This is a genomic window from Streptomyces sp. NRRL WC-3626 (genome assembly GCF_000718785.1).
Taxonomy (GTDB): Bacteria; Actinomycetota; Actinomycetes; order Streptomycetales; family Streptomycetaceae; genus Streptomyces; species Streptomyces edwardsiae.
The window spans coordinates 330,457-345,742 of record NZ_JOCA01000009.1 but is presented as its reverse complement, the minus strand read 5'-3'; the positions used below and the strand labels follow the sequence as shown (position 1 = coordinate 345,742).

The following is a 15,286-nucleotide window of genomic DNA, read 5'->3' as shown; positions in this document are numbered from 1 at the left end:
TGCCTCCGCGGCCCCTTCGCCCGACGGCCGTTACCGTCGGCCGGAGGGGCCGCACCCTTCGCACCTCCGGAAGGAACGCCAGCCATGGCCATGGACGTCATCTCCGTCATCCGCACCAAGCGGGACCGCGGCGAACTCAGCGACGAGCAGATCGACTGGGTCATCGACGCGTACACCCGCGGGGAGGTGGCCGACGAGCAGATGTCGGCCCTCGCTATGGCGATCCTCCTCAACGGCATGAACCGGGGCGAGATCGCCCGCTGGACCGCCGCGATGATCGCCTCCGGCGAGCGCATGGACTTCTCGTCCCTGTCCCGCCCCACCGCCGACAAGCACTCCACGGGCGGCGTCGGCGACAAGATCACCCTCCCGCTGGCCCCCCTGGTGGCGGCCTGCGGCGCGGCCGTCCCCCAGCTCTCCGGCCGCGGCCTCGGCCACACCGGCGGCACCCTCGACAAGCTGGAGTCCATCCCCGGCTGGCGCGCGCTGCTCTCCAACGAGGAGATGCTGAGCGTCCTCGACGGCACCGGCGCGGTCATCTGCGCGGCCGGTGACGGCCTCGCGCCCGCCGACAAGAAGCTCTACGCCCTCCGGGACGTCACGGGCACCGTCGAGGCGATCCCGCTGATCGCCTCCTCGATCATGTCGAAGAAGATCGCCGAGGGCACCGGCTCCCTGGTCCTGGACGTGAAGGTCGGCACCGGCGCCTTCATGAAGACCCTCGACGACGCCCGCGAACTCGCCCGCACGATGGTCGGCCTCGGCACGGACTCCGGCGTGAAGACGGTCGCCCTCCTCACCGACATGTCCACCCCGCTCGGCCTGACCGCCGGCAACGCCCTCGAGGTCCGCGAGTCGGTCGAGGTCCTGGCGGGCGGCGGCCCGGCGGACGTCGTCGAACTGACCCTCGCCCTCGCCCGCGAGATGCTGGACGCGGCCGGCCTGAAGGACGCCGACCCGGCGAAGACGCTCGCCGACGGCTCCGCGATGGACGTCTGGCGCCGCATGATCTCGGCCCAGGGCGGCGACCCGGACGCGCCGCTGCCCACGTCGAAGGAACAGCACGTCGTCAAGGCCCCGGCCTCGGGCGTCCTGACCCGCGTGGACGCCTACGACATCGGCGTCGCCGCCTGGCGCCTCGGCGCGGGCCGCGCCCGCAAGGAGGACCCGGTCCAGGCGGGCGCGGGCGTGGAACTCCACGCCAGGCCCGGCGACCCGGTCCAGGAGGGCCAGCCCCTCCTCACCCTGCACACGGACACCCCGGAACGCTTCGACTACGCCCTCCAGTCGATCGAGGGCTGCTACGACATCGCGGCCCCCGGCACGGACTTCTCCGCCACGCCGGTCGTGCTGGAACGTATCGCCTGACCAGCACTTTCCCCGATCGGGTGAACGGGACCGGTGGACCGCCGCCGGTCCCGTTCGGCATGCTGTACTCGGTGACGCACCGAAGGAGACCGCCATGAGCGCACTCACCGTGAGCCAGGACCCCGAGCAGAGCTGGGACGACCTCGTCCGGTTCTGGGAGGAGATGGAATGGCCCGAGGGCAGCAAGGTGGAGATCATCGAGGGGATCGTCACCGTGTCACCTGCTCCCGCTTACCGTCACAACGTGATCGCGGTCCGCATCCAGCGTCGGCTCTACTCCGTGATCCCCGAGGACTGGGAAATCTTCCAGACGCTGGCCATCGCCGTACCCTCGCGTTTGGGGATGCTCATCCCCGATCTTGTCGTGGCCCCGTTGCGAGACGACATGGAATCGGACTCCCACATGCCCGCAGCCCTCGCCGAGCTGGTCGTCGAGGTCACCTCGAAGTCCAACGCGCGGCACGACCGCGTCAGCAAGCCCGCCGCATATGCCACCGCAGGCATTCCGCTGTATCTCCTCGTCGACAGATGGGCCCCCGACGGCCCGACTGTGACCCTCTACGGTGAACCGAAGGGTGCCGTCTACCGACCGCTGAGCACCGCCAAGTTCGGCGAGCCGATCAAGCTCCCCGCCCCCTTCGACCTCGTGATCGACACCTCGGAGTTCCCGGGAGCCTGACTCACCCCAGCAGCGCCGCCACCACCACGAGCACCGGCACCGACAGGACCGTCGACACCAGGATCGCCTCGCGGGCCAGCTTCTCGCCGACGCGGTAGCTGCTCGCGTAGGTGAAGAGGTTCTGGGCGGCCGGCAGGGCCGAGGTCACCACCACGTCCAGCAGATGCGCACCGCGCAGCCCGAAGACGCCCACCGCCAGGGCCCAGGCGGCCAGGGGCTGGCCCACCGCCTTCAGCCCCACGGCGAGCAGCACCGCCCCGCGGTCACCGCCCCGCAGGGGCAGCGTGCTGCCGCGCAGCGAGATGCCGAACGCGAGCAGCACGGCCGGAACCGCCATGTTGCCGATCAGGTTCACCGGATCCCAGACCGGCCCCGGTATCCCGATCCCGGCCGCCGACACCGCCACCCCCGCCAGCGACCCCACCGCGATCGGATTGCGCAACGGGGTGAGCAGCCGCCGCCACAGCGGTTGCTTCTCGCCCGCCGTCGCCAGGTCGAGGATCGTCAGCGCGACCGGCGTGACCCCGACCAGCTGGAACAGCAGTACCGGCGCCACCAGCGAGGCGTCGCCCAGCACGTACACGGCGATCGGGATGCCCAGGTTGCCGGAGTTGACGTAGCTGGAGCACAGGGCGCCGATGGTGGTGCGGCCCACGCCCCAGCGGCGTACGACACCCACCGCGACGAACACGCCCGCCACCGCCGCCGTGCTCAGCGCGGTGACCAGGAGGCGGCTGGAGAAGACCACCGACAGGTCGGCCCGGGCGAGCGTGGTGAACAGCAGCGCCGGGGACGCCACATGGAACGCCAGTTTCGTCAGGACCTCACGGCCCTGCGCGCCGAGATGCCCCCGACGGCCGATGACATAGCCGACGCCGATGACGACGGCGATCACCAGGAACCCGCTCAGCACCCCCTGCACGGCGGCTCCTCACGGACGCGCAGAGCATCGAACACCGTGGGCGGGGATGATCTATGGCACATACAGCCAACCCTCCGGGGAGGGCCGTGCCCAGGTCAATGTGATCCTTACGGCCCCGGCCGTTCGCGATGAGTTACGCGCTGCCGCCGGGTCTACCGGTCGTGGATGCCATGACACCGCCCGTACTCGTGCTCGACGGCCCCCTTGTCTCCCGGGACGAGGTGAGCGGGCCCTGCGACGCTCTGCGGGCACTGCTGGACGCCGGCGGCGGGGGCTCGGGGGGTGTCGTCGTGTGCGATGTGGCCGGGCTGGGCCCGGCCGGCCTCGCCGCCGTGAACCTGCTCGCCCGGCTCCAGCTCACCGCCCGCCGGGCCGGCGGCCGGATACGGCTGCGGGACCCCTCCCCGGCGCTATGCGCCCTGCTCGACCTGGTCGGCCTCCGCTTCGAGATGGAGGGGCAGCCCGAACAGCGGGAACCACCGCTTGGTGTCGAGGAAGCAGTGGAACCCGGTGATCCGGCCGTCTGAGATCTCCAGCACCTGGACCGCCCAGGGCAGATAGCCGCCGGCCTCCGGGTCGGGCTTGTACTGGGCGAACCCCGGCAGCCCGTTGACCTCCACCGGTATCAGCCGGGAGTTCGCGCAGGGCGCGCCCAGCGTCGTCATGAAGCCCGTGATGTCGTCGACGCCGGTCAGCCACAGGTCGAACGGCGGCATCGTCATGATGGCGTCCTCGTGCAGCAGCGTGGTCAGCGCCGACATGTCGTACCCCTCGAACGCCGCCACGTAGCGCTCCAGCAGCTTCTGCTGCTCCTCGTCCAGCGGGTCGGAGACCGACGCGTCCTCGCCCGGCTGCCGCCGCTCCGCCAGCGTCGCCCGGGCCCGCTGGAGCGCGCTGTTCACCGACGCGACCGAGGTGCCGAGCAGTTCGGCGACCTCGCTCGCCTTCCAGGCCAGCACCTCCCGGAGGATCAGTACCGCCCGCTGCTTGGCCGGCAGCTGCTGCAGCGCGGCCATGAACGCCAGCCGTACCGACTCCTTGGCGACCGCCGCCTCCGCCGGGTCGGCGGGGGCGGGCAGCACGCGGGCGTCGGGCATCGGCTCCAGCCAGGTGTGGTCCGGGCGGGGGGACAGCGCGGCGCGCGCCAGCGGGGTGGACTCGGTCAGGTCCATCGGGCGGGCCCGCTTGTTGCCCGCCGTCAGCATGTCGAGGCATACGTTGGTCGCGATGCGGTAGAGCCAGGAGCGGAGGCTGGAGCGGCCCTCGAACCTGTCGTAGCTGCGCCAGGCGCGGATCATCGTGTCCTGTACCGCGTCCTCCGCCTCGAAGGAGGAGCCGAGCATGCGGTAGCAGTACCCGGTCAGTTCGACCCGGTACTGCTCGAGCCTGGTGTCCAGGTCGGTCTCGGTCGTCATCGTCCACCCACCCCATGTGGTGTCGTAGCGGTCCACCACTCCGGAAGCTACAACAGCCCACTGACAACGGCCCGCCGCGAAAGAGAACGTGCGGGTGGGAATCAGCCCCTCCGGCGTTTGAGGAGCGGGGTCTGGGGCGGAGCCCCAGGGTCGGGACGGGAAGGGGCGGCGGGGGCGAAGAAATGACTCAGGCCGCCGCCCGCACCACACCACCCGCCCGCGCAGCAGCCCGCGTCCCCGCCAGAGTGATCCCCGCAACCCCCGCCACGGCCACCAGCCCGACAGCCACCGTCCCGCCCCAACCCCCCGCGTGGAACGCGACCGCCCCCACCGTGCTCCCCACACTCGACCCCACGTAATACGCCGACTGGTACAGCGCGGACGCCTGCGCCCGCCCCACCGTCGCCGTCTTCCCCACCGCCGACGACGCCACCGCATGCCCCGCGAAGAACCCCCCGGTGATCAGCACCAGCCCCAGCAGCACCACCGGCAAGGAGTCCGCCAGCGACAGCACCAGCCCCGCCGCGGTCGTCCCACCGCCCGCGTACAGCGCACCCCGGCGCCCCAGCCGCCCCACCAGCCGCCCGGCGGCCGACGCCGAGACCGTCCCCACCAGATACACCAGGAAGATCGAACCGACGATCCCCTGCGGCAACGAGAACGGCGCCGACGTCAGCCGGTACCCGATCACCGTGTACACCCCGCCGAACACCGTCATGAACAGCGCGCCGATCGCGTACAGCCGCCGCAGCAGCGGATTGGAGAGATGCTCCCGCACGGTCCGCACCAGCACACCCGGCCGCAGCGACCCCGCCCGGAAGTGCCGCGGCGCCGGCAGCAGCAGCCGGAAGGCGACCGCGCACGCCACCGCGACCACACCGATCACCCCGACGGCGACCCGCCAGCCCCACTCCTGCGCCACCCAGCCGGTGATCACCCGGCCGCTCATGCCGCCGACACTGTTACCGGCGACGAACAGCCCGATCGCCGTCACCAGCGCCTTCGGCGTGACCTCCTCCGCGAGATACGCCGTCGCCGACGCCGGAAGCCCGGCCAGCGCCGCACCCTGCAGTGCCCGCAGTACCACCAGCGCGCCCAGCGACGGAGCGAACGGCACCAGCAGTCCGAGGGTGACCGCGACGGCCAGGGACGCCGTCATGACCGTACGCCGTCCAAAACGTTCCGACAGGGCGCTCATCGGCAGGACGAACAGCGCCAGCCCACCCGTGGCTGCCGCCACCGTCCAGCTCGCGTCACTCGCGCTCACCGCGAAGTCGCCGGAGATCAGCGGCAGCAGGGCCTGGGTGGAGTACAGGAGCGCGAAGGTCGCGACGCCCGCGAGGAAAAGGGCCAGACTCATCCGGCGGTAACCGGGCCCGCCCGGGGACATCCGGGTCTCGGAGACGGACGGGGCAGAAGAGGTCGGGGGAACGGCTGTGACGGCGTCCACGCTGGTGGACGCCCCGGTACTGGCGGGAGTCATGCCTCGAAGTTACGTACGCCCCGGCTGATCCGTCCAATGCATGGAATTGCCATAATCGTTCCCATGGTGCATCAGCGGAGGTCACAGAGCCGGCTGTCACAGACCGGTGACACACAAGACACGGACGACATGTCGAGGCTGCTCGCACCCCGCCTCGCCTACTTCGCCGGTGTCGCCCGCACCGAGCACGTCACCCGAGCCGCCCAGGAGATGCAGGTCCCGCAGTCCACCCTGTCCCGCGCGATGGTCCGCCTCGAACAGGACCTGGGTGTCGAACTGTTCGCCCGCCACGGCCGCACGGTCTCCCTCACCCCGGCCGGCCGCACCTTCCTCACCTCCGTCGAACGCGCCCTCGCGGAGATCGAGCGGGCCGCCGACGAGGTCCGAGCCGACGCCGACCCCGCCACCGGCAAGGTCGCCTTCGGCTTTCTGCACACCATGGGCGCCGAGACCGTACCCGGCCTGCTGCACGCCTTCCGCGCCGACCATCCGCGCATCCGCTTCAGCCTCGTCCAGAACTACGGCGAGGCCATGCTGGAACGCCTCCGCGCGGGCGAACTCGACCTGTGCCTGACCTCCCCGGTGCCCGACGCCCCGGACCTCGTCGCCCGCCGCCTCGACGAGCAGAAGCTGCGCCTGGTCGTCCCCGTCGACCACCGCCTCGCCGCCCGCCGCCGTATCCGCCTCGCCGAGGCCGCGGACGAGACCTTCGTGACCCTGGAACCCGGCTACGGCCTCCGCCGCATCACCGACGACCTCTGCGCCCAGGCCGGCTTCAAACCCCGTATCGCCTTCGAGGGCGAGGAAGCCGAAACCCTCCGCGGCCTGGTGGCGGCAGGCCTGGGAGTGGCCCTCCTCCCCCCGCCGGCCTTCCCCCGCCCAGGAGTGGCGGAACTGACGGTCACGGCCCCCAGGGCAGCGAGGGAGATCGGCGTGGCATGGCTGGCCGGCCACCCGGACACACCCCCGGTGGCGGCCTTCAAGAAGTTCCTGCTGAGCAAGAGGGGCACCCTGCTGCCTACGTGAGAAGCGGCAACCGGCCCCCGACGACCCGCAGCCGCGCGACGACACGACCCCGCCGGCGCTAGCTAGCGCCGCAAAGACTCCCCGAACCCGGCAGCGAGCGGCATCCGCAACCCCAACGGCGGAGGCGCGGCCAGAGCATCCTGCACCGGCCGGGAGAACGCCCGCCCGAACAGCGCCCCCATCACGAAGTCCTCCGCCAGCGCCAGCACTTCACCCCGGTACTGACTCAACCCGTGCCCGTCCGCATGGACTTCGAACCGGCACACCTCCCGGTTCGCCTTCTTCGCCCGAGCCGCCAGCCGGAACGACAGTTCAGGGTCACTGCGCGCGTCGTTCGTACCGTGCACGATCATGACCCGCCGCCCCGCGAGCTGCTTCACCGGTTCGGGTGGCGCCGCCACGTCCTCCTCCGGCAGCCAGGGGGCCAGCGCCAGCACGGTGTTGACGGCCTCGTGGCCCGCCGCGCGGAGCGCCGCCCGGCCGCCCATGCCGATTCCGGCGAGGCAGACGGGGACGTCGCCGTAGCGTCGTACGGCCTCGTCGGCGGCCCACGCGGCATCGCGCGCGAGATGCGCCTCGCTGCCGTTCCAGCCCCGGTAGCGGTAGTGGACGGCATGGGCCGCCAGGCTCTGGTCCCGGCCCGCGCGGGTGAGCCGGCGTCCGAGGGCGCGTACGGAGGCGGCCGCCAGCATGGCCGACGGTCTGCGGCCGGAGACCTCCTCACCGCTCGGGAGCAGCAGAACCACTCCGCTCACCGCCAACGGCTCCGGGCCGTGCGCCCTCCCCAGCCGGGCCGTGCGAACCGGCATCGCTTCCTGTGCCATGACAGAACATTCTCAGAAGTGCGGGTGTACTCCACCCGGCCGTGCGATCACTGTTACGTATCGGCGCCCGCGCCCACCCGGTGATCTACGCGCGTAGGAGTTAGAGTGCGGAAATGACGAGCCAGACCATCGCGAACACCCCGACCACGGAGCAGATCCGCCGGGCGCCCAAGGTTCTGCTGCACGACCATCTCGACGGCGGTCTGCGTCCCGGCACCGTCGTCGACCTGGCCCGCGAGTGCGGGTACGCCCAGCTTCCCGAGACCGATCCCGACAAGCTGGGCCTGTGGTTCAGGGAGGCCGCCGACTCGGGCTCCCTGGAGCGGTATCTGGAGACGTTCTCGCACACCGTCGGGGTCATGCAGACCCGCGACGCGCTCGTCCGGGTCGCCGCCGAGTGCGCCGAGGACCTCGCCGAGGACGGTGTCGTCTACGCCGAGGTGCGCTACGCACCCGAGCAGCACCTCACGGGCGGGCTCACCCTCGAAGAGGTCGTCGAGGCGGTCAACGAGGGCTTCCGGCTGGGGGAGCGGCGCGCGAGGGAGGACGGCCGCCGCATCCGGGTCGGCGCCCTGCTCACCGCGATGCGGCACGCCGCCCGCGCCCTGGAGATCGCCGAACTCGCCAACCGGTACCGGGATCTGGGCGTCGTCGGCTTCGACATCGCGGGCGCCGAGGCCGGTTATCCGCCCACCCGGCACCTCGACGCCTTCGAGTATCTGAAGCGCCAGAACAACCACTTCACGATCCACGCCGGTGAGGCGTTCGGACTGCCGTCCATCTGGCAGGCCCTGCAGTGGTGCGGCGCCGACCGGCTGGGGCACGGGGTGCGCATCATCGACGACATCCGGGTCCGCGACGACGGCACGGTGGAACTCGGCCGGCTCGCCTCCTACGTCCGGGACAAGCGCATCCCGCTGGAACTGTGCCCCAGTTCCAATCTGCAGACCGGGGCGGCGGCCTCGTACGCCGAGCATCCCATCGGGCTGCTGCGCCGGCTGCACTTCCGGGCGACGGTGAACACGGACAACCGGCTGATGTCCCACACCACCATGAGCCGGGAATTCGAGCACCTGGTCGACGCATTCGGTTACACGCTCGACGACATGCAGTGGTTCTCCGTCAATGCGATGAAATCAGCGTTCATTCCTTTCGATGAACGACTGGCCATGATCAATGACGTCGTCAAGCCCGGTTATGCCGAGCTGAAATCCGAATGGCTGTTCCGTCAGACCGTCTCCACCAGCGACTCTACGGAGACGGAGGGCTGAGAACGGCGTTCACGGGAAAACGGGAGAGCGGTCGCCGTTCACATGTCGTCCCCATTTCGCTGTTTGCGGCGGAGGGCGGCGGTGATTACGGTCTCAGCACCGCTCACATCCCCGTATCCCATGTCGAGGACGCGTTTACATGAAGCAGTCTGCTGCCAAGACCCTCGGTGTCGCCGCTCTGGGTGCCGCCTTCGCCGCCGCCGGCGCCGGCGCCGCCAGCGCCGCCCCGGCCCTCCCGGACGCCGCCCCGGCGCTGGACACCGTCACCCAGGCCGTACCGGCGGAGAAGGTGACCACCGCGCTGCCCGAGTCGGAGAACGCGCTGGCGACGGGCCAGGAGCTGGCGAGCCCCGCCGCCCCGGCCACCGGTCTGCTCGGCGGCCTGCCGCTGCAGAACCTGCCCACCCAGGGCGTCACCCTCAACGGGGCCCCGCTCGGCGCCTGACCCGCCGCACCGCACCGCACCGACGGGGCGCGACCCGGAAACCGGGCCGCGCCCCGTCGGCGTACGCGCCGGGGACGGTGCTACGGCGTCACCAGGCGGCCGCCCGTGTCTTGTCCTCCGAGGGCAAGAGGATCCACAGCGCTATGTACAGCAGGAACTGCGGCCCGGGCAGCAGACACGACAGCAGGAAGATCACCCGCATCGTGGACGCGGAGGTGCCGAAGCGCCGGGCCAGCGCGGCGCACACTCCGCCGATCATGCGGTCGTGGGTGGGGCGTGCGAGGCTGCTCATGACTGCTCCCTGATGGACGGTGCGAGGCCTCCCGACCGGCTGCCTCTCTACCCTCCACGTTACGGAGACGAAGGGGGCAAAGCGTCGCTCCATGGGGCGATCCCGACCCTGGGAATCGTCGGGGTCCTACCCTGAGCCGGCTCCTCCGGAAGAAGGGCCGTACCGGACCGCCGTACCGCCCGGCGCAGCCAGGCACGGCCCGCGGGCACCACCGCCGCGTGCGCCAGCGCCGCGCCCGCCGTGTTCAGCAGCAGCGAGTCGACGTCCACGACCTGCCCCGGCACCGCCGTCTGCAGCATCTCGATCGCCAGCGACACCAGCGCGGTCGCCGTCACGGTGCGGATCAGCGAACCCAGCCGCGACACGGTCAGCCGGCCCCCGGCCATCGGCAGCAGCACGCCCAGCGGCGCGAGCAGCACCAGCCCCTCACCGAGCCGGCGGACCCCCGTCCGCCAGCCCTGCGCGAAGTCGCCGCGGATGCCGTCCAGCGGCCGCAGACTGGCGGGCATCACCCAGGGGACGTCCAGGGGGCGCAGCGTGTACCAGGCGACGAACGCGAGATACACGGCCAGGAGGACACCTCCTGCCACATGGATACGGGTCGCGGCGGATCCGCCGATGAAGCCTTGACGCTGCACGACCCCCTAGACGCGGCGTTCGGCACGATCGGTTCCGGGATGTCACCCGTTCACCGTATGAGGCATGCGCCACAGCGGGCGCTCACTCGTCGGTGACCTCGGAGGACGGCGGCTCCCCGGCGTCGTCCGGACCCGACCGGACCTCGTCCGTGCACCGGTAGCGGCGCGGCCGGGTGTCGTCGGGGCCGCCCAGGATCACCGAGCCGTCCCCCTCCGCCGCCGCCGAGTCGGAGAACGTGCACACGATCTGCGCCAGCCCGGCGGGCGTGAGGCTCCCCGGCGCGGTGCTCAGCCGCAGCGTGTCCTCCGGATCACCGGAGCGCGGACCGCTCACGGCCGTCCCGCTGCGCACCCGCGTGCTGTACCCGGCCTGCTCCTCGGCGGCCGACGGCTTCTGCGACAGCTCGTCCAGCAGCCCCTGCGCCACCACGGCCCGCCGCGAGTCCGCCGCCCCCTCCGGCACCCGCACCGTCCGGTCGACGGCCACCAGCGAGGACCCGCACAGCAGGAACACCTGAACCGGCAGCCCCCGCTGCGCCTGCGTCGTCACCTCCGGCGTGGCCGGTGAGCAGCGGGCCCGTGACGGTGCCGGACCGAAGTCGGTCGGCACCTCCGTGGCCCGTATCCCGCACCCGGCGAGCAGCGCCGCCAGCGCCCCCACCGCGAGCGGTCCGCGCGCACGCCGTACAGCAGTCCCTACGTTCATCAGGCGTCCCCCTCGGCGCCCTCGTCCCCGACGTCGCCGGTCTTCTCCGAAGCGTCCCGCGCGGACACGTCCCGGGGCAGTCGCAGCGTGAACACCGCGCCGCCCTCCGGGGAGTTGGCCGCGGTGATCTCACCGCCGTGGATATGGGCGTTCTCCAGCGCGATGGACAGACCCAGACCGCTGCCCTCCGAACGCGGCCGGGAGGCACTCGCCTTGTAGAAGCGGTCGAAGACGTGCGGCAGGACCTCCTCCGGGATGCCCGGCCCGTGGTCCCGCACCTCGATGACCAACGCGTCCCCGTCCCCGGTGCCGTCCGTGTCGTCGACCCGTACCGCCACCCGTACCGGCGACCCGCCGTGCTTGAGCGCGTTGCCGATGAGGTTCGCGAGGATCACATCGAGCCTGCGCGGGTCGATCCGTGCGTGGATGCCGCGTTCGGCGTCCAGGTCGACCGCGTCCAGCCAGGCACGCGCGTCGATGCAGGCGGTGATCTGGTCGGCGATGTCGACGTCGTCGAGGACCAGCCGGGCGGTGCCCGCGTCGAAGCGGGTGACCTCCATCAGGTTCTCCACCAGGTCGTTCAGCCGCCGGGTCTCGCTCACCACCAGCCGTACCGCGGGCTCGATCATCGGATCGAATCCGCCGTTCTCGAACTCCAGCTCCTCTTCCAGCACTTCGGTCACGGCCGTGATCGCGGTCAGTGGCGTACGCAGCTCGTGGCTCATGTCGGCCACGAACCGCCGGGACGCCTCGTCACGGCCGGCCATGTCCGCCACCCGCTTCTCCAGCGCCTCGGCCGCCTTGTTGAACGTCCGTGACAGATCCGCGAGTTCATCCGTGCCGGACACTCTGAGCCGGGTGTCCAGCTTCCCCTCGCCGAGCCGCCGCGCGGCCACCCCGAGCCGCTGCACCGGCTTCAGCACCGTCGTGGCCGCCGCGTGCGCGAGCAGCGCGGAACCTATCAGCGCCAGACCGGTGGCGATCCCCAGCGACCAGGCCAGCGAGTTGAGGTCCTTCGCCTCCGGCTCCAGCGACTTCAGCATGTAGCCGGTCGGCCCGCCGCCGATCAGCCGCGTCCCCGCCACCAGATACGGGGTGCCGTCGTCGACGATCCGCTGCCAGTACAGATGGTGCGGATACTTGTTCGTCGACGTGATCTCCTGCCGCTCGGTCACCGCCTCACGCAGCGAGACCGGCACGTCCTCCAGCGAGAAGCCGTTCAGCCCGCCCGAACTGCCGTACACCGTCCGCCCGTCCGGGTTCTCGGCGACCAGCAGCACGGTGAAGCGCTGGCTGCTGGTGGCCATCTGGCCCGCCGTACGCTGCAGTTCGTCCTGGGTCGGACGCTCGGACAGCGTGCCCGCCCGGTTGCGCATCTCCTGCTCGAAGTCGCGCAGCACCGCGTCCTGGGTACGTGTCAGCACCGACTCGCGGTTCAGCCAGTACGCGATACCGGACGCGGACACCGCCGCCGTGAGCGCGACCAGCCCGAACACCACGACCAGGCGCAGCCGCAGGCTGGTGAAGCGCAGCCGTGACCAGACTCCCTTGCGCGCCGCGGACCAGCCGCGGCTTCCCCCCTGGTGCTCCTGTGTCACTGAGGCGGGTCCAGCCGGTAACCGACACCGCGCACGGTACGGATCAGCGTCGGGGACGACGGCACGTCCTCGACCTTGGCGCGCAGCCGCTGCACACACGCGTCCACCAGACGGGAGTCGCCCAGGTAGTCGTGCTCCCACACCAGCCGCAGCAACTGCTGCCGGGACAGTGCCTGCCCCGGCCGCCGGCTCAGCTCGAGCAGCAGCCGCAGCTCGGTCGGGGTGAGCTGCAGATCCTCGCCGTTCTTCGTCACCGTCATCGCGGAACGGTCGATGACGAGGCTGCCGAAGGTCGCCGAGTCACTGGACTCGCGCTCCCCGCGCCGCAGCACCGCCCGGATCCGGGCGTCCAGCACCCGCCCCTGCACCGGTTTGACGACATAGTCGTCGGCGCCGGACTCCAGCCCGACCACCACGTCGATGTCGTCGGTGCGCGCGGTCAGCAGGATGATCGGCAACTGGTCCGTGCGCCGGATGCGACGGCACACCTCGAAACCGTCGATGCCGGGCAGCATCACATCCAGCACGATCAGATCCGGCCGCTGCTCACGCAGCAGCTTCAGACCGTCCTCACCACTGGCAGCGGTCGCCACCCGATGGCCCTGGCGCGTCAGTGAGAGCTCCAGGGCCGTGCGGATGGCGTCGTCGTCCTCGATCAGCAACAGGGAAGGCACGCACTCATTCTGGCCCATGAAGGCCTCCCTGTTCGACCCGTGGGCGACAGATGCCCATGGGGACCCCATACATGCCGATTCATGCACGGACGCGTGTGAAGGATCTGTGGTGCCACGGTGGCCGACCCCTGTGACACGTCTGTGACAGTCGGCTGACACGGCCATGAAGGTCCACCGGCAAGCTTCTCGGCACAAGCACAACAGCGGAGCAGAACACCGGAAGTCCACGACGGGGGGCGCGAGATGAACACGCTGCACGGCACCAGCTCCAGCGCAGTGATCACGCGACTGCACGACGTGCACCGGGGTTCCGAGAAGTCCGGTGCGGCGGGCATGCGGGGGTGCGCCCGCGGCACCGGGCGCCAGCACACCACGATCATGGCGGTGGTTGACGCACCCACGGGGGAGACGAACGGGGGAAGCGCGTACGGGGAGGGCTCGGGGGAGCGCCGCTCGCTGTCGGAGGCGGAGTTCACCGCCTACGTCCAGGAGCGCCGCGCCTCCCTGTACGCCACCGCCTACCACCTGACCGGCGACCGTTTCGAGGCCGAGGACCTGCTGCAGAGCGCGCTGTTCTCGACCTACCGGGCGTGGGACCGGATCAGCGACAAGGCCGCGGTCGGCGGATACCTCCGCCGCACCATGACCAACCTGCACATCAGCGCGTGGCGCCGCCGCAAGCTGAACGAGTACCCGACCGAGGAACTGCCGGAGACGGCCGGCGACACGGACGCGATGCGCGGCACCGAGCTGCGTACGGTCCTGTGGCAGGCCCTGGCCCGGCTGCCCGAGCTCCAGCGCACGATGCTGGTGCTGCGCTACTACGAGGGCCGCACGGACCCGGAGATCGCCGACATCCTCGGCATCAGTGTCGGCACGGTGAAGTCCAGCATCTGGCGGTCGCTCCGCCGGCTGCGCGAGGACGAGGTCCTCAGCTTCGGCCGTGACGAGGAGAACGCCTTCGGGGAGCTCGTCGCCTGAGGGTTACGGGGGAGTCGCGGGGGTGTCGGGGGACGCTTCCGTGACGATCGGGGGGCCACGGGGATGTCGGGGGACGCCACCGTGGCAAGCGGGGGAGGTCGCGGGGATGTCGGGGGACGTCGCCGTGACGATCGGGGGAAAACGCGGGGGCGTCGGGGGACGTCACCGTGGCAAGCGGGGGAGCACGGGGGAGTGCGAAACAGCGGGACTGGAAGGGCCGGGGGGCCCGCCCAGTCCCGCCTTTCGTGTGCGCGGGGCGCCCGCTACACCGCCGTACCCGCACTCGTACTGCCCGCCGTCGCCGAACGCCCGGCGACGGCCGCCTTCGCGAGACGGCCCAACGCCTCGTCGCGGTCACAGGCGTACGCGCCCAGCGCCGTCTGACGGGCCACGATCGACCGCTCCAGCCGCATCAGCCGCCAGCCCCGGCGCAACAGGAACGGCACCGACTTGCGGCCCTCCCGCAGATCCCGCAGGAACCGCCGCCGGAACGTCCGCACCGGCCCCCGGCTCAGACACAGCGCGTCGGCCAGCAGCCCCCGTTCACGGCAGCGCTCGACGATCTCGGCGGCGAAGACGCCCTCGGCGATGAACAGCGGGGTCCCGCCGATGTCGACGGTGGTCTCCCCGGTACGGGCGCTCAGCGAGATGTCGTAGACGGGCACCGGCGTACGACGGGAGCGGCACAGCCGCTCGATCGCGGCGACGGCGATGTCCGCGTCCCAGGAGCCGGGGTGGTCCCAGTCGATGTCGGAACTCCCCGCCACCAGGGGGAGGGTCGGGTCGTCGCCCTCCTTGTAGAAGTCGTCGAGACGCAGCACGGGCAGACCGGAACGGGCCGCGATGAGGGACTTGCCGGAGCCGGAGGGGCCGCAGAGCAGCACGACTCGCGCGGGGAGGGGCGACTGGGAACTCACAGGACACCAGTCTGAGGCATCATCCGGGCGGCGTAGACCCGGCGGTA

Annotated in this window: 17 protein-coding genes; 7 read left to right on the top strand and 10 right to left on the bottom strand. The window is 71.3% G+C overall.

Going from position 1 to position 15,286, the window contains the following annotated elements; translation table 11 throughout:
• Nucleotides 1-84: 84 nt before the first annotated feature.
• Both IF28_RS0117360 and IF28_RS0117355 read left to right on the top strand, forming a co-directional pair.
• Nucleotides 85-1,368, top strand: a complete 1,284-nt coding sequence (locus IF28_RS0117360; protein WP_030220711.1) for a thymidine phosphorylase — start codon at nt 85-87, stop codon at nt 1,366-1,368.
• A gap of 94 nt (nt 1,369-1,462) precedes the next feature.
• The gene (locus IF28_RS0117355) at nt 1,463-2,047 is read left to right on the top strand and encodes a Uma2 family endonuclease (RefSeq protein WP_030220708.1); all 585 of its coding nucleotides are present in this window, start codon (nt 1,463-1,465) and stop codon (nt 2,045-2,047) included.
• Between the two features lies 1 nt (nt 2,048).
• Here IF28_RS0117355 and IF28_RS0117350 read toward each other — a convergent pair whose 3' ends face one another.
• Nucleotides 2,049-2,969, bottom strand: a complete 921-nt coding sequence (locus tag IF28_RS0117350; protein ID WP_030220705.1) for an AEC family transporter — start codon at nt 2,967-2,969, stop codon at nt 2,049-2,051.
• A 128-nt stretch (nt 2,970-3,097) separates the two neighbouring features.
• On the opposite strand from IF28_RS0117350, the gene IF28_RS37840 reads away from it, so the two are divergent.
• The gene (locus IF28_RS37840) at nt 3,098-3,496 is read left to right on the top strand and encodes an STAS domain-containing protein (protein ID WP_158713694.1); all 399 of its coding nucleotides are present in this window, start codon (nt 3,098-3,100) and stop codon (nt 3,494-3,496) included.
• Here IF28_RS37840 and IF28_RS0117345 read toward each other — a convergent pair.
• Together IF28_RS0117345 and IF28_RS0117340 are read right to left on the bottom strand one after the other, a co-directional pair.
• Entirely contained in the window at nt 3,380-4,384 is a 1,005-nt protein-coding gene (locus tag IF28_RS0117345; RefSeq protein WP_030220701.1) for a sigma-70 family RNA polymerase sigma factor, read from the bottom strand. The genes IF28_RS37840 and IF28_RS0117345 overlap by 117 nt on opposite strands.
• A 187-nt stretch (nt 4,385-4,571) precedes the next feature.
• Complete coding sequence (locus IF28_RS0117340) at nt 4,572-5,867, bottom strand: MFS transporter (RefSeq protein WP_030220698.1); 1,296 nt, start codon at nt 5,865-5,867, stop codon at nt 4,572-4,574.
• A 63-nt stretch (nt 5,868-5,930) separates the two neighbouring features.
• Here IF28_RS0117340 and IF28_RS0117335 point away from each other — a divergent pair, with 63 nt between their 5' ends.
• On the top strand, nt 5,931-6,893 hold the full coding sequence (locus IF28_RS0117335; RefSeq protein WP_030220696.1) for a LysR family transcriptional regulator: 963 nt from the start codon (nt 5,931-5,933) through the stop codon (nt 6,891-6,893).
• Between the two features lie 62 nt (nt 6,894-6,955).
• On the opposite strand, the gene IF28_RS0117330 is transcribed toward IF28_RS0117335, so the two are convergent.
• Nucleotides 6,956-7,717: an alpha/beta hydrolase gene (locus IF28_RS0117330; RefSeq protein WP_030220693.1), complete on the bottom strand. Its 762-nt coding sequence runs from the start codon at nt 7,715-7,717 to the stop codon at nt 6,956-6,958.
• A 113-nt stretch (nt 7,718-7,830) separates the two neighbouring features.
• Between IF28_RS0117330 and IF28_RS0117325 the strand changes: the two genes are divergently transcribed.
• Entirely contained in the window at nt 7,831-8,988 is a 1,158-nt protein-coding gene (locus tag IF28_RS0117325; protein ID WP_030220690.1) for an adenosine deaminase, read from the top strand.
• 139 nt (nt 8,989-9,127) lie between these two features.
• Nucleotides 9,128-9,433, top strand: coding sequence for a hypothetical protein (locus tag IF28_RS0117320; protein ID WP_030220686.1), 306 nt, complete (start codon nt 9,128-9,130; stop codon nt 9,431-9,433).
• Nucleotides 9,434-9,521: 88 nt separating this feature from the next.
• Here the strand turns inward: IF28_RS0117320 and IF28_RS0117315 are convergent, their stop codons facing one another.
• The 5 genes from IF28_RS0117315 to afsQ1 all read right to left on the bottom strand — a co-directional run bounded on the left by IF28_RS0117315 (nt 9,522) and on the right by afsQ1 (nt 13,341).
• On the bottom strand, nt 9,522-9,725 hold the full coding sequence (locus IF28_RS0117315; RefSeq protein ID WP_030220683.1) for a PspC domain-containing protein: 204 nt from the start codon (nt 9,723-9,725) through the stop codon (nt 9,522-9,524).
• A gap of 59 nt (nt 9,726-9,784) precedes the next feature.
• The gene (locus tag IF28_RS0117310) at nt 9,785-10,363 is read right to left on the bottom strand and encodes a VanZ family protein (protein ID WP_030220679.1); all 579 of its coding nucleotides are present in this window, start codon (nt 10,361-10,363) and stop codon (nt 9,785-9,787) included.
• An 82-nt stretch (nt 10,364-10,445) separates the two neighbouring features.
• Nucleotides 10,446-11,069, bottom strand: a complete 624-nt coding sequence (locus IF28_RS0117305) for a hypothetical protein (RefSeq protein ID WP_030220676.1) — start codon at nt 11,067-11,069, stop codon at nt 10,446-10,448.
• The gene (locus IF28_RS0117300; protein WP_030220674.1) at nt 11,069-12,667 is read right to left on the bottom strand and encodes a sensor histidine kinase; all 1,599 of its coding nucleotides are present in this window, start codon (nt 12,665-12,667) and stop codon (nt 11,069-11,071) included. The genes IF28_RS0117305 and IF28_RS0117300 overlap by 1 nt, the downstream gene beginning before the upstream one ends.
• Nucleotides 12,664-13,341, bottom strand: a complete 678-nt coding sequence (gene afsQ1, locus IF28_RS0117295; RefSeq protein WP_158713693.1) for a two-component system response regulator AfsQ1 — start codon at nt 13,339-13,341, stop codon at nt 12,664-12,666. The genes IF28_RS0117300 and afsQ1 overlap by 4 nt, the downstream gene beginning before the upstream one ends.
• A gap of 243 nt (nt 13,342-13,584) precedes the next feature.
• On the opposite strand from afsQ1, the gene IF28_RS0117290 reads away from it, so the two are divergent.
• Nucleotides 13,585-14,322 carry a SigE family RNA polymerase sigma factor gene (locus IF28_RS0117290; RefSeq protein WP_030220668.1) on the top strand — a complete coding sequence of 246 codons (738 nt, stop codon included), beginning with the start codon at nt 13,585-13,587 and terminating at the stop codon, nt 14,320-14,322.
• 263 nt (nt 14,323-14,585) lie between these two features.
• Here IF28_RS0117290 and IF28_RS0117285 read toward each other — a convergent pair whose 3' ends face one another.
• A complete protein-coding gene (locus tag IF28_RS0117285; protein WP_037893446.1) occupies nt 14,586-15,239 on the bottom strand; it encodes a uridine kinase family protein in 654 nt (217 codons plus the stop codon).
• Nucleotides 15,240-15,286: the final 47 nt, after the last annotated feature.